The organism is Vibrio gallaecicus (assembly GCF_024347495.1).
GTDB lineage: Bacteria > Pseudomonadota > Gammaproteobacteria > Enterobacterales > Vibrionaceae > Vibrio > Vibrio gallaecicus.
Window position 1 is genome coordinate 1,867,378 of record NZ_AP025490.1, and the last position, 14,909, is coordinate 1,882,286.

A 14,909-nucleotide genomic window follows, 5' to 3' on the forward strand; every position below is an offset into this window, starting at 1 on the left:
TTCAAATAGATACAAAAAAGGCCTTTAATTAAGGCCTTTAAAAATCAGTAACCAGTAAGTTGCATGAAACCCACCGCTTCATGGCTACCACTAGCCATTATCGGTCCTTCCCAATATGGAATAACAAAAGGCAACCACATATCTCGCCGCTGTATTCGAGTCGTCAGGTTAATTTGATGCTCTGGTACATTGATTATCCACTGTAACGGTAAGCGTCGCCCATTAAGAAGAGTAGTATTGTTCAACGGAGTAATCTCAATATCCGCTTCCGTTAACTGGAAGACTCTGCCGGAACGTGTCGCTAAGGTACCAAATACATAAGGTAGTTGTTGATTGTGGCGGTAACGATTGATACTTAAAGAAGATCCATCTTCTAGGTTAAAGACAAACCAATCCCAGCCTTGCTGCCCTTCTCCCAGCAAGCCACTGCCCCACTCCTTTTGCAACCAAGCCGTGCCAGATACAACTTTAGTTTCACCTTCTAATGTGAGTGAACCATTCAGCGATAAAAATGGCGCACTGAAGCTATAAGAAGCAACAGGCAACAAGTCATGCTTTTCTTGGTATCCGTTCTCTCCGTTCAGTACATAGGGACCTTTAGTTATGCTGTTTAGCTCTATTCCAAAAGTATCTGTGCTAATGCTCAAGCGACCAGGAAAAGGAGTTGTGCCTAATGAACGCCAATTCCAATTATCAATCCAAATTCTAAACGGCCGATTGTTCATCCCCGCTTGCCCAATACCACCGCGAGCTAGCCTTTGCTCTTTCCACACTTGAGATTTAGATGTAATAACAACATTCGATATAAATAGCTGAGGACTTTGCCAACCGGTTGTTTCCCTTTCATCGGTTGCTATACGAAAGAAGCTCCATTGTATAGAAAACTTTTCTCCACTTTCATCTTCAACGTTAGCAAAGTAATGCCACCATTCGTGTTGAAAATCAGGATGAAATTGGAAGTCTTGCGGTAACGATATGTTGCGATCTGGCAGCACTGGTTCAAATACTTTTTTATTCTCACTCATTAAGACTGCATTGACTTCATTAACGCCTCTTTCTCCAACTTGAGCATAATATGAGTAATAAGTGCCAACACTTAGAATTATGCCGAAGAAAGTAATAACAAGTAGGTACGATAAAACACGAAGTTTTGGTCGTTGAGACTTAGATCGTTGAGACATAATTAAAGTGCATCCCTCAATGATTTCATCGGCGTATTTCTTACCATCTTAATAACGGGTAAAGCCCCTGCCAGCATTAAAGCGGCCATCGCCCACGCGAAAGTCACAAAATAGTCCCAAGGAATCACTTGAATACCCAACGACCAACCAAAAGATTGCTTAATAACAATATCAACAATCAAGGTCGCTAAAGCCAAGCCTAACGGCACAGCAATTAATGATGCAATGAGTCCAAAAACGAGTAGCTGTAGACTGCCGACTAAGACAAGCTCTTTACCAGACATGCCTAGACAGCGTAACAGTGAAATATGGCGCTGCCTCGAAACCTCACCTGCAACTGTCGCAAAGAAAATGCCAAAAACAGCGATAATCAGAGTAATGTTACCTAGAGTATCTGCAATAGCGAAGGTTCTATCGAACACTCTCATAGCTTGATTATGAATATTGTTGTTATCGAAAACCCGTTCAGAACTCAACCTAAATACATTTTCAAGACGATCTCGTAAACCTTGAGGGTTTATTCCATCTTTAATAACAACACCAAGACCAACATTCCCTCGCCCGGCAAAACCATACAACCAATTTCGGTGGGACATCATGACTTGATGGTAAGGGTTACCATAATCATAATAAACACCAACTACTTGCCAGCCATTCCCTAAATTGTCATACAGATCGATATAGTCACCGGGGCGAATATTCAACTTAAGGGACATAGATTCACTGATTAAAACACCTTTCGAGTGGTGTAAGTGATACCAGTAATTAGGAATACCAAGTTTAATCGTCAGAGCGTCAAGTTCGCCTTCTGAAGGACCCGTGCTTACAATTTGAACACTGCCTTTAGGAGTTGCTATGTCTTTCTCCCAACGCCACCATACCGAATCAACTTCAGGTTGATCAGATAACCAATTACTCATTCGAGCTGCAGCATTGTTCGTTGGATAAATATACAAGTCTGCCGCTAATCGCTGCGTAAGCCACTTATCAGTCGTATCGCGGAAGCTCCCGACCATGGTTTCCACACCTATATTTGCCGTAAGAGCAAGCATGAATGCCATCGTGGCCACACCGCGGTAACTCATACTGGCTGCAGCATCAGCAAAGAACCAGCGAGCGCGAACCCAGCGTAGTGAATAGGAAAGGCTATTAAATAATTTCCACATAATAAATGGAGTAAATAACGCCACACTTACAAGCATAAGTGCAATAATTGCAAAACCCGACTCTTGGGTTTGAGGAGCTTGATACACCGCAACGGCAGCTACACAAAATGCACAACCGATAAGCGCTTGCCAAATGAATTCTGAACCAGCAAAACGCAGTATTGATAACCGAGAAGACAAACGGATAGGCTGTGATTGCAGAAGACGAATTAACGGCCATACACATGCTAAGAAAGCACCACTTAAAGCCATAAGTAAGCTATAGCCACTCCAGATCCAACTCCACTCAATCGATAAACCTACGTTCGCGTCATATAAGTCACCTAAACTTGCCGACACGGCAGGCAAAAGTTGGTTGGCTAGCATCAGACCGAAGACATTGCCGAAAATCCAGCTCATGAGAACTAAAAGTAGAAGTTCAAAGCATAATGCTTTCGCTAATTGCCAGCCAGACACGCCAGTTTGACGTAGTATTCCAACTAGCGGCTGCCTTTGAATGAATGATAGAGACATGGCCTGATAGAAAATAAACAGACCAACCACAAATGAAAGCATTCCCATCGCGGTCAAATTCATATGGAATGCGCTCGTCAATGATTCAAGTTCAGCTTTAGAGTTTCGCGTAATCGTAAGCCCATTAGGCAGCATGTTTTTCAACAATTCATACTTTTCTGCAGACATATGCCCGCACGCGATAACAGATAAACCAGAACTTCTCTGCAACATTCTTAATAAAGAAATATCAGCAATTAAGCGAGTGCCATTAATTAAATTTTTCTGATCGACGACGAGTGGACCAAGTTGAGAGCCATCAGCTAAATCAATATAGCTCCCATCGCTCCAATCCATATATTCGGCAAGATCACCACTTACAAGAATTGGATAAGGTGGACGCATTAAACGTAAAGTCGTTAGTTCTTTAAGTGCAATGCCAGGTTGAAGTTGAAGCATGGCTACTGGGTCTAACCCAACAAGCATCAAATTTGTTCCATTTTCAGCAGTAACACGGTGGTTATCAAATGGTGCGCACTGTTGGAAGCCTTCTCTTCTTAACTGAATATAAAAGCCTTGAGGGATCTTATTTGCATTGTGTTTTGGGCGAATTCGATAAGGAAGAGGGTTTGAAAAGAGTTTTTCGCCATGGGTATAACTTTGCTTAGCGTGGTGGTTTATAGCCGTTACACCAACAAGTAAAGAAACACCTAGAGTAAGACCAAGCCACACAAGGATAATTTGTAAAGGGTGACGGCGGTAATGACCTAATAGCGCTTTAACTACGGGCCATAACATGCAGTTGCCCTCCTTGAAGACGAATTTTACCATCCATGTGTTGAGCCACTTTTTCACTATGAGTCACTAAAAAAAGTGTACATTCTAGCTCTCGAGCCAGCGAAGTAAGTAAGCGCATTACCGCTTCAGCGTTGCGTTCATCCAAGCTACCTGTCGGTTCATCCGCAAGTAACAATTTAGGCTCCATGTAAAGCGCTCTAGCTATAGCAGCTCGTTGTTGTTGTCCACCCGACACTTCTTCAGGATAACGCCCTAATAATGGCATTAAATCTAAAGCCGACAATATTTGGCGCCATAGCCCCTTGTCTTCAGGTAAACCTTTTAACTGACGACAAAATCGAATGTTATCTGCGACATTGAGAGTTGGTAGCAAGTTAAATTGCTGAAAGATATGACCAATGTTGTTTCTTCGATAAGCCGTACGCTTTGTTTCAGATGAACTATGCATCTCAAAACGAGGAAAAGAGATTTCACCGGAATCTGGCATGTCTAACCCAGCAATAAGGTTCAATAGCGTACTCTTACCAGAGCCGCTCTCACCCATTAATGCAATTTGATCACCTTGGTTTAATGTCAGTTCAGCACCTTGTAAAACTGGGTGGAATTCTCCCCCATCTACATAGCCTTTACATAGGTCTGACAGCTTTAACATTAAACAGCTCACATTAGTTAGAATTTGGAGTGAGAATCTACACTAATTCACTGTTAGTAGGAAGTAATTTGGCATATAGATCACACCATAAGCATAATGTTGCATCATTTATACGCTTTCCTTCTAATTTTCAATTAAGTTTTTAATCCATCGCTTACTTTTCATACGGTACAAAGAGCCAAACCATTTGATCACTTCTTCAGTTAAAAACAACAAGTAAATCCATTCAGGCTTGAAACCAAAGTACATAGCTGCAACTGCCGCTAATGGGATACCGATGAGCCACTGCGCGACCAAATCTTGGTACAAGCAAAATTTCACATCCCCACCGGCTCTTAGTACACCAACAATCACCGTCATTGGTATAGAACGGATAACAATACCGATACTAAGTACAACAATAAATTTTTCTGAAAGCGCTCTCGTTTCTGCTGTTAATGCACTGAACGCATTCAAAATTGGAATTTGAATAAAATACAGAGCGACGGCAACCATAATAGCGGTTAAGAAACTAATAATACTGATGCCTAAGGCTTGGTAATAGACCGCTTCGTTTTGTTTAGCACCAAGTTGGTTCCCGATTAGAACTGCTCCAGCATTAGACATTCCGATCAATAAGCTTAAAGAAATAGATTCAACCGGTGTCATCACTGACAAAGCTGCCAAACCTTGGACACCTGACTGACCCATTATTGCGTGGTAAGCAAACAAACCACCAGCCCATGCCAAAAAGTTAAATGTTGTGGGCAGCGATAACTTTAAAAACCTCGTCACCTTTTCTATCGTTGCAGCGGCGTTAATATCACACAAACGAAAAGCGAGTAAGTGCTTCTTAAAGTATAAATAGCCGAATAAACTTGCAACTTCGATTGCCCCACTTAGTACAGTAGCAATCGCAGCCCCTTTTATTCCAAGTGCAGGCGCACCTAAGTTACCGAAAATGAGCACCCAGTTAAGTAGAACATTAGAAAGAATCCCTATACCACTGAAGAAGGTGCTTAAGCCAGGTCTGTGCATTGCTCGTAAGCCAACAGCCATACTGCTCACACATGCAACGGCAAACATACTCAAAGACGTAATCACCATGTATTCAACACCTAAACTGATCACTTCAGTAGAATCGGTTGTTAAAGACATGACTTGTTCAGGAAAAGAAACAAAAAACGCGACCGTTAATGCTGCAAAAAACATAGCAACAATCCAAGTTAGTGCCGTACTTTCTCTCACGCCTTGCTTATCTCCTGCCCCCCAATACTGAGCGGTAAGTAAAGCGCCACCAGTGGTCACTCCAACGAGCATAATTGTTGTAACAAACATTGCTCGGCTTGCCACACCAACAGCTGCAATATCAGCTTCACCTAGCTGACCAAGCATTAATACATCAACCAAACCTCGGCTGGAAAACATAATACTTTGAAGGGTAATAGGCAGAGCAATTGCGATAAGGCGGCGCAGGAAATCGCCTCTTGTATGATAAAGAATATTGGAAAGCAGCATGAGCGCATCACCCTAACGGAAGACATTGATGATAAAAGGAAATTTTCAAGCTATTATACCAACGAATGCTTTTTAACCACATTACTAAATGGGGCAAATATGAAGAAAGTTCTTGTATTAGGGGCTTCAGGTTATGTCGGCTCGCAGTTGCTTCCATTACTACTTGAGCAAGGCTACCAAGTAACAGCTGCAGCCAGACATATCGACTATCTAAAAGCTCGAACCTCCCAGCATAAAAACCTAAAGCTTATCTATCTTGATCTTGAAGATAAAACTGCCACAAATGATGTAGTCCCAAATTATGATCTTATCTTTTTCCTTGTACACGGCATGGCAGAAGGACATGACTTTATTGATTACGAACTGACATTAGCCAACAATTTCGCAGCTGCGCTAGGTTCAAAAAATAAACATGTCATTTATTTAAGTTCTCTCCAACCACAAACCGGGCACTCTGAACATTTACAAGCTCGCTTAAAAACAGGCGAAGTACTGAGGTCGAAAGACGTTCCGATAACAGAGTTAAGAGCAGGAGTTATCATTGGACCAGGTTCAGCCGCTTTTGAAATAATGCGAGATTTTGTTTACAACTTACCAATAATGGTCGCACCTAAATGGGTAGATTCGAAAGCCAACCCTATTGCACTTTCAAACCTAAACCACTATTTGCTCCGTTTGGCTGATGATGCGCCTTTAAAGCACCAAACTTACGAAGTCGGTGGACCAAACATTGTCTCATACCGTAACCAATTCAAACATATAGCGAAAATTGCACAGCGACCATTACGCTTGTGGTCTACATCATTGCTCACCCCGAAAATGGCTTCATACTGGTTAGGTGTTGTAACTTCAGTACCTTCAAGTATTGGTAGAGCCTTATTAGCAGGCTTAGAGCATGATTTCATTGCCAATTCCACAGCAATACAAGAGAAGTACCCACAGCCCTTAATCAGCTTTGAAAGCATGGTTGAGAAAGCCATCAACGCTGAAGGTACTTTCGTTAAGAGTAATGTTTGGGGGTTCGATACCTCTGCTTTCTCTCGTTGGCAAGCAGGCTTTGGCTACTACCCTAAAAAAACGGGTGCTACGATCAAAACTTCAGTCTCACAAGAAAATTTATGGAAGATCGCTCAGCAAATCGGTAGCCCAAAACAAGGTTACTTTTTTGCTAACGCTTTGTGGCGTACAAGAGAATGGTTAGATATCTTTTTTGGTGGAGGACGACCAATCAGACAAACTCCTGAAGGACCTAGCCTTAAAGTTGGTGACTATATTGACTCTTGGAAAGTCATTCGATGTGAAGACAACGCTTTCCTTTCGCTTTTCTTTGGGATGAAAGGACCAGGGCTTGGGCGATTAGAACTTGCGATTACTGAACATGGGGAACACAGAGAGTTAACGATTACCGCTTGGTGGCACCCAAAAGGGTTCATGGGTTTAATGTATTGGTTCGCAATGATGCCTGCACATTTATTCATTTTTAAAGGCATGGTTAGAGCCATCGAAAAACAAGCCAAAGCAATTGAAGAACGACTTTAGTTTTAAAGACTCAGATTCCAATAGATTACAGAGTCTATACTAAAAATCTAAGCTTTCGGTTTCTCATCAAAATTTCAACTTTCAATAAAAAATGCCGTTCAAAACGAACGGCATTTTTAATCTAATCCACAGCTAAACTGATAGGCATTTCAGCTAATTGGCTTCCGCGATTTTCAGGGTAAACAATGTACTCGCCATGGTATTTAACCGCTGATTTATAATCCGTCACTTTGTGAAGTATAAAGCCAGCTTCCATAGCAGATTCAATAAACTCTTGATGGTTACCACGCACAAACCAATTCATTGGTCTTGCCATAATTTCGCCATCAAATGAGTCATCACATTGCTTTGCACAAAGAGCAAAAGAATGATCGCCATCAGTGAAAAATTGTATTTTCCCACCAGTTGTTAACTCATCTTCGCTTGAAACACTCCAGCCTTTTTCATACATCTTATCCATGAAGGCTTCAACATCACTGTCTTTCAACGCTTTAGGCTCTTCACCTACAGGGAAAAAGCGCGCATAAAACGCAGAAATACGCTTAAAGGTGAACATCAAATCAGCTTTGTTCCCTTTAGAACGACCCTGTTTTTGCCAGCGAGTCAAATCAGCAACGATGCAACGATCGAAGCTTTGAGATTTCATTGCTTTCGTTACCCACCGCACTAAATAATGGTTGTTTGCAATAGGTGCATCGACCGCTTTTTTAGATTTGTGGAGCTCCGATAATTCACCCAGAGCAGAGTTCACTAACCTTTGAATTTCAATATAGTAGTTCGACATTATGCCTTCTTTCCTAATGTCCAATATAACAATGCTGACAATATAGAACATATCGCCATCACAATAGCCATAGGCCCTGCACTATCACTTGGCAGCATAGCAACCACCGCGCCAATAACAGAACCCGTGCCAAATCTTAATGTCCCCGCCAAAGACGACGCTGTTCCTGCCATATTTGGGTAGCCACTTAATAATAACCCCATCGAGTTACTGCCTATAGTCGAAAGAGTACCTATGAATAGCATGACGAAAGGTACTATTCCCCATAAGCCTAAATCTAAATACCAACCAGCAAATAAACCCAACCCCGCGAGCAATTGAATCGTCAAGCTCGCCTTAAGCATCGCATGTGAGCCTACCTTTTTAACGATACGACCATTAATGCTTGTCATCAAAATCATTGCCACGATGTTCAAGCCAAATAGATAACCGAAAAGATCAGGTCTTACTCCATAGACGTCAATATAAACAAACGAGCCCGCAGTTAAGAATGCAAACATACCAGCAAAGGAAAAGGCGCCAGAAAAAATCAGCCCCATGGCCACCGGATTACGGCACAAACGGAAGTAATTACGCATTGTCGTTTTAAAGCGTAATGGCTGCCTATTTTCTACAGGTAACGTTTCAGGAATCTTCCAAACAACCGCGGCAATCACAAGCACAGCAAAAATAGCCAGAACCCAAAAAATAGAACGCCAGCCAAACCATAGTGCAAGGTAGCCACCAATCATTGGAGCAATCAAAGGGGCAACAGTCATAACTAGCGTTACGAATGACATGGTTCGAGCAAAATCTTCACGGTCGAACATATCTCGCACAACAGCCTGAATAATCACAGCAGCCGCCGCACCCGCAAAACCTTGAGCAGCACGAACATAGGTTAACGCGTCGATACCTTCAGTTGTCGCACTCACAACTGATGCAATGCCAAACAGCACAACACCGATCATTAATACTGGTTTACGCCCATAACTATCGGCCAGTGGACCATGCAATAATTGCCCAAGCGCAAAACCAGCCGTGTAAGCAGTTAAGGTAATTTGAACTTCACCAGCTGTTACACCGAGATCTTTTGCAATCGTTGGCATTGCAGGTAAATACATGTCAATTGCAAGTGGAGTCAGTGCACCGATAGCACCTAAGATCAAGAATAGCAACAAACCCAATTGGGGCTGCTGAGGCTGGGAAGCAACGTTCTGATTTGATGTTTGCATATAGCTCCGACTAAATACTAGAACCTGATGGCAGCATCAGGTATTCATAATGGCTGAGACTTTCCTAGTACCAGTCAAATAACACGAGCCGACGCTGTCCTTGGTCGGCTTGGTAAGGCGCAGAGGTATCTTAATAAAACAAGATTCTTTCAGTTGGAAATTCTGATCGAAAAGTTGGAGCATCACTATAAATAAACTTACAGTTGAACCTAGCTGATAATGGCATCGGACCAACAATGGCATCTAGCTAGCAATGACACCTAACTGACAGTCGCATCCAACTTGCGATTGTTCATCCAACTTATCATTGGCGTTTAAGATTTAGACTTAAAGCATTTACTTCCAGATAGAATCGACTTCTTCTTGAGTGAGATAGCGATATTCACCCAGCTCTAATTCTTCATCCATTTCAATCTCACCAATCTTCTCACGGTGTAATGCTTCCACTTTGTTACCTAGTGCAGCAAACATGCGTTTTACTTGATGGTATTTACCTTCATGGATAGTCAGCAAGACTTCTTTCTCAGCCCTAACATCTAAATGAGCTGGCAATGTTAAACCTGTTTCACTTTTAAGTTGAATGCCTTCTTTGAACTTTTCAACATAATCATCTTCAACGGGTTCAACCAACCATACGCGATATGTCTTCTGACATTTATGCTTAGGCGAAGTTATACGATGCGACCACTGACCATCATCTGTAATTAAAACTAAACCGGTGGTATCTACATCAAGTCGACCAGCAAAATGTAATTTGTCCATTTTGATTTCATCGAGCAACTCAAATGCAGTTTGGTTTGAACCATCTTCATGTGAACACACAAAACCTTCTGGCTTATAAAGCATGATGTAACGCGGTCCATGGACTCGTAGCTCGTTACCCTGCCACTCTACTACACACTCTTCAGTGATCTTAGTTGCACCACTTTTCACCATGACGCCGTTAACCGTTACTGTCTTGGTGTGTAATGTTTTTGTTGCTTCTCTTCGGGTTGCACCTAGTGCATCACACAAAAATTTATCTAAACGCATGAATACCTCATCTGATTTAAGTCAGGTATTATAGTCACCTTTATCGAAATAGTTGAGCGATTTCACATTATTTGTTTATCGCCTTGCCAATAACATTACAAGATACTGTATGTACACTCTTCGACCTTACCAAGCTGACTCTGTTAAATCGGTTATTCACTACTTCAGAAAACACCAAACTCCTGCTGTTTTAGTCTTACCAACAGGAGCAGGAAAAAGCTTGGTAATCGCTGAACTTGCCCGTCTAGCCAAAGGGCGAGTATTAGTTCTTGCTCACGTTAAAGAACTGGTTGAGCAAAACCACGCAAAGTACGAAGGGTATGACTTAAAAGGGGCTATTTTTTCGGCCGGTTTGGGACGGAAAGAAACGGATCAACAAGTGGTGTTTGCTTCTGTTCAATCCGTAGTCAGAAATTTAGATTCCTTTTCAAACCAGTTTTCATTACTTGTTATTGATGAATGCCACCGCGTGCCAGATGAAAAAGGCAGTAGCTATCAAAAAGTCATAAGTCACTTAAGGGAAAATAACCCCGGAATCAAAGTGCTTGGGTTAACCGCCACCCCTTATAGACTTGGCATGGGTTGGATTTATCAGTACCACACTCGTGGGCAAGTGCGCAGTGAAGAACCTCGTTTTTTCAAAGACTGCATTTTTGAACTACCCATTCGCTACCTTCTAGATGAAGGGTTTCTTACCCCTGCACGTATGATTGATGCACCAGTTTTAAGCTATGACTTCTCTCAGTTAAAACCTGCCAGTACTGGGCGATACAAAGAAGCTGAACTGGATATGGTGATTGAGCAGTCTAAACGAGCTACCCCTCAAATCGTCGATCAAATCGTTCATCTTGCTCAAGACAAACTCGGCATTATGGTATTTGCAGCCACAGTCCGACATGCACAAGAAATCCTGAGTTTATTGCCTGAAGGTGAAGCATCAATTGTTATAGGCGATACACCGACGCTGGAACGCGACCAAATCATTAACGATTTTAAGCAACGTAAAATCAAGTTTTTAGTGAACGTATCCGTATTAACGACCGGCTTTGATGCTCCGCACGTTGACCTTATCGCCATTTTAAGACCAACTGAGTCAATAAGTTTATACCAGCAGATTGTTGGTCGGGGCTTAAGACTTTCTGAAGGTAAAAAAGAGTGTTTGGTGCTCGATTATGCTGGTAACAGTTACGACTTATATCAGCCAGAAGTTGGGGATCCAAAACCAGATTCAGACAGCGAGATAATCACCATTCCCTGCCCGGCATGCGGATTCAACAATAACTTCTGGGGAAAACTAGACAGCAATGGCTTTTTGTTAGAACACTTTGGTCGTAAGTGCCAAGGCTATTTCACTGATGAAGAAACAGGCGAACGAGAGCACTGCGGCTACCGATTTCGAGCTAAATACTGTAATGAGTGCGGTGCCGATAACGACATTGCCGCAAGAATATGTCACGAGTGCGATGCAACTTTAGTAGATCCTGATAAAAAGCTGAAAGAAGCCTTAAATCTAAAAGACGCATTAGTTTTCGAATGTTTAGAGATGGATTTAAATGTCTTCAAAGATGATAAAGGAAAGTCACAACTTAAAGTGACCTACCGTGGCGAGAACCAAGCTCAAGTTCATGAGTTTTGGTCACTCACAACCAAAAAACAAAAACAGAACTTCAAAGATCAATTCGTTCGACCACATTTAGCTGACAGGCATCGACCTTTTGAAGAGGCTTCTCCAAGTAAAGTGGTATCAAACCAACACAGGTTCCGCCCACCTCAATTTGTGATTGCACGAAAAGCAGGACGTTTTTGGAAAATGCGCGACAAAATTTTTGAAGACGAGCTTCAAGATCGCTAAGCTGACTAGATTCACTTTCTATTCATCTTCGCTCTTTTATACTAATGAATATCGACCTAACCTTGGATCAGCTATGTTAAGTAAACTAATGATTGCAACCTTACCTTTGCTTTGTGCCTTGCTGTTGCCTAACCTAGCAATGGCTAAAGACCATAATAATGGTCATGAACTCGTCCAGGATGTATATAAAGAAGGCACACGTATTGAGTTCGATGAAGATCAAGATGAAGTCTATGACGCAGTCAAAGATGGCTTAATCAAACCTTTTTCTGAGCTTTATGAAACGATTGAATCTCAATTGAACGGGCGAGTGATCAGAGTTGAACTGGAAGAAGATGACGATGAATGGGTATATGAACTCAAATTAGTCCATGACAACAACGTGATTAAAGTCGAATACAACGCGACAACGTTAGAAATGCTCGAAATCAAAGGTCGAAATTTACAAGATGTAATTAAAAAATAACGTGACCATCAGTGATAACAATAAAGCTAAAGCTGCAGTAACAATAACCTCAAGAACAATAAGCTCAAGCAGAAATAATTAATGGTATTAATATGAAAATCTTAGTGGTTGAAGACGATCCAAGTTTAGGTCAACAAATTATAAAAACGCTTGAAGGAGCTGACTGGGTACCAGAGCTTTCGCAAGATGGTATTGATGCACTTTACCGTGCGACTTCAGAAGAATGGGACGCGATTGTTCTTGATCTTGGTCTTCCAAAACTTGACGGTCTTACCGTACTTAAAGGTATTCGAGACGAAAACATCAATACACCGGTAGTCATTTTAAGTGCACGTGACACCTTGACTCAACGTGTTGAAGGTCTCAATGCCGGAGCAGACGACTACCTAACTAAACCTTTTGAAATGGTTGAGCTTATTGCTCGTATCCGAGCTCAATTACGCCGAGCTTCAGGTAACGCCTCTCCTATACTACAAATGGGTGACTTAAGCTTAGATACAAGAAGCTCAAAAGTATTATGGCAAGGTCAAGCAGTAAGCTTAACGGCTTTAGAATATAAAGTAGTTGCGTACTTTATGCATAATGCTGACAAAGTCATTTCTAGAACCGAATTAGTCGAGCATATCTATAAACAAGATTTTGATCGCGATTCTAATACCGTCGAAGTTTTTATTGGTCGTATCCGTAAAAAAATTGCCCCGAAGGTGATTAAAACCGTTCGTGGTCTTGGTTATCAACTTAACGTTGATTAATACCGAGTAAAGTCAACGAGTACAGTTTTGATAATGCCAATGAGCGTAGTAATAAATACGCTCATTACCCTAAACAACCACTATTTTCCTGCGCTGATTAAAAGGATTCACCGTGCCGAAAGCCGCGCTCAGTAAACCAAACTTAAAAAATATCAGCTTAAAAAGCCGCTTGCTTCTCGCAGCGGCTTTTTGGCTTGGGGCAATGATCTTAGCGGCAGGTATTGGAATACCTAAACTCGTTAATGATTATCTTATTGATGATGTGAAACAGCAGCTGAATCTTACCCTAGATGAATTAACCGCCAATATTGAAGTTGATAAAAACAATCAGCTTGTCATGCTTGAACGTCTTTCAGACCCAAGATTTTACCAACCTTATAGCGGCGTGTACTGGCGAGCAGCCACACAAGATCAAACACTCAGATCTCGATCCTTATGGGATAAGAATCTCTCTATCACTGACAAACCTATTCGCAAAGTGATCAAAGGGGCAAAGGGTGAGTCGTTAATCTACGTAGAACAAAACATTTACCTCCCCGAATTAGGTGACCCTGTCACTATAATTGTCGGTTTAGATGAAGACCCTCTAGAGTCAACACTGCATAAACTCACCGGTCAGGTTTGGATAATCTTAGGCTTGCTCTTTATTGGCGTACTGCTTTTAATCGGAATACAGGTGAGTTGGTCCCTACTACCTTTAAATAAAATGCAGCGCGAACTTGCGATGCTCCGAAAAGGAGATCAGCAAGTTTTAAGCAACAATTACCCTAGGGAAGTTTCGCCATTAGTTTCTGACCTAAACGCCCTTCTCTTTCATTATCAAGAGTTACTAGAACGAGCACGAAACCATGCTGGCAACTTATCACATGCGTTAAAAACACCTCTTTCTGTTTTAAAAAATGAAATTGCATCGCTACCACAAGAGCAGCAAGAAAAACTCGCTCAGCCCGCTAATCAATTACAAGATCATATCGACTATCATTTAGGTCGAGCGCGCATGGCTGGTGCTATGAATATCCTATCGGTAAAGTCTTCACCTTCTGAGCGTATAGACGCTATTTCTATGGCATTTGATAAAGTGTACGCAGCCAATGAGATCACATTAATCAATGAGCTTGATTCTGAACTGGAAGTCGCGGTTGATCAGACCGATCTCGACGAAATGGTCGGTAATTTATTAGAGAATGCCTATAAATGGGCAAGCAGCATTATAAGAGTTCATTCAACTGAGCTTGAAAATGGCAACATTGAACTCATTATTGAAGATGACGGAACAGGCATACCTCCAGAGCAGCTTGAACAAGTCATTAAGCGAGGTGTAAGACTCGATGAGACCACTCCTGGAACTGGTTTAGGCTTGAATATCGTGAATGAAATGGCACACAGTTATCGCGGTAGCCTCGAATTGGCTGAAAGCTCGATGGGCGGCTTAAAAGCAACGTTGATACTGAATCAATTTAAAGGCTAAGCTTTTGCTTTTCTTG

General features: G+C 41.8%; 12 protein-coding genes. 5 read left to right on the top strand and 7 right to left on the bottom strand.

The features are described from left to right. Positions 1–44: 44 nt before the first annotated feature. From OCU78_RS08015 to OCU78_RS08030, 4 genes are all read right to left on the bottom strand, one after another. Positions 45–1,181 (bottom strand): lipocalin-like domain-containing protein, encoded by a 1,137-nt coding sequence (locus OCU78_RS08015; protein WP_137373084.1) that lies wholly within the window; start codon positions 1,179–1,181, stop codon positions 45–47. A gap of 2 nt (positions 1,182–1,183) precedes the next feature. Next, the gene (locus OCU78_RS08020) at positions 1,184–3,637 is read right to left on the bottom strand and encodes an ABC transporter permease (RefSeq protein ID WP_167494019.1); all 2,454 of its coding nucleotides are present in this window, start codon (positions 3,635–3,637) and stop codon (positions 1,184–1,186) included. Then, complete coding sequence (locus OCU78_RS08025; protein ID WP_137373082.1) at positions 3,618–4,289, bottom strand: ABC transporter ATP-binding protein; 672 nt, start codon at positions 4,287–4,289, stop codon at positions 3,618–3,620. Before OCU78_RS08025 ends, OCU78_RS08020 begins: the two co-directional genes overlap by 20 nt. Before the next feature lie 123 nt (positions 4,290–4,412). Next, positions 4,413–5,786, bottom strand: coding sequence for an MATE family efflux transporter (locus OCU78_RS08030; protein ID WP_137373081.1), 1,374 nt, complete (start codon positions 5,784–5,786; stop codon positions 4,413–4,415). A gap of 99 nt (positions 5,787–5,885) precedes the next feature. Here OCU78_RS08030 and OCU78_RS08035 point away from each other — a divergent pair, with 99 nt between their 5' ends. Continuing rightward, positions 5,886–7,325 carry a DUF2867 domain-containing protein gene (locus OCU78_RS08035; RefSeq protein WP_137373080.1) on the top strand — a complete coding sequence of 480 codons (1,440 nt, stop codon included), beginning with the start codon at positions 5,886–5,888 and terminating at the stop codon, positions 7,323–7,325. A gap of 121 nt (positions 7,326–7,446) precedes the next feature. Here OCU78_RS08035 and OCU78_RS08040 read toward each other — a convergent pair whose 3' ends face one another. From OCU78_RS08040 to rsuA, 3 genes are all read right to left on the bottom strand, one after another. Next, complete coding sequence (locus OCU78_RS08040) at positions 7,447–8,109, bottom strand: DUF2913 family protein (RefSeq protein WP_137373079.1); 663 nt, start codon at positions 8,107–8,109, stop codon at positions 7,447–7,449. Further along, positions 8,109–9,323, bottom strand: a complete 1,215-nt coding sequence (locus OCU78_RS08045) for a Bcr/CflA family multidrug efflux MFS transporter (RefSeq protein WP_137373078.1) — start codon at positions 9,321–9,323, stop codon at positions 8,109–8,111. The genes OCU78_RS08040 and OCU78_RS08045 overlap by 1 nt, the downstream gene beginning before the upstream one ends. A 336-nt stretch (positions 9,324–9,659) precedes the next feature. Beyond that, positions 9,660–10,355, bottom strand: coding sequence for a 16S rRNA pseudouridine(516) synthase RsuA (gene rsuA, locus OCU78_RS08050; RefSeq protein WP_137373077.1), 696 nt, complete (start codon positions 10,353–10,355; stop codon positions 9,660–9,662). A 109-nt stretch (positions 10,356–10,464) separates the two neighbouring features. Here rsuA and OCU78_RS08055 point away from each other — a divergent pair, with 109 nt between their 5' ends. The 4 genes from OCU78_RS08055 to OCU78_RS08070 all read left to right on the top strand — a co-directional run bounded on the left by OCU78_RS08055 (position 10,465) and on the right by OCU78_RS08070 (position 14,893). Beyond that, a complete protein-coding gene (locus OCU78_RS08055; RefSeq protein ID WP_137373076.1) occupies positions 10,465–12,207 on the top strand; it encodes a DEAD/DEAH box helicase in 1,743 nt (580 codons plus the stop codon). Between the two features lie 73 nt (positions 12,208–12,280). After that, positions 12,281–12,673 (top strand): PepSY domain-containing protein, encoded by a 393-nt coding sequence (locus tag OCU78_RS08060; RefSeq protein ID WP_137373075.1) that lies wholly within the window; start codon positions 12,281–12,283, stop codon positions 12,671–12,673. Between the two features lie 92 nt (positions 12,674–12,765). Then, on the top strand, positions 12,766–13,425 hold the full coding sequence (locus tag OCU78_RS08065) for a response regulator transcription factor (RefSeq protein ID WP_137373074.1): 660 nt from the start codon (positions 12,766–12,768) through the stop codon (positions 13,423–13,425). Between the two features lie 112 nt (positions 13,426–13,537). Further along, on the top strand, positions 13,538–14,893 hold the full coding sequence (locus OCU78_RS08070; RefSeq protein WP_137373073.1) for an ATP-binding protein: 1,356 nt from the start codon (positions 13,538–13,540) through the stop codon (positions 14,891–14,893). Positions 14,894–14,909 lie beyond the last annotated feature (16 nt).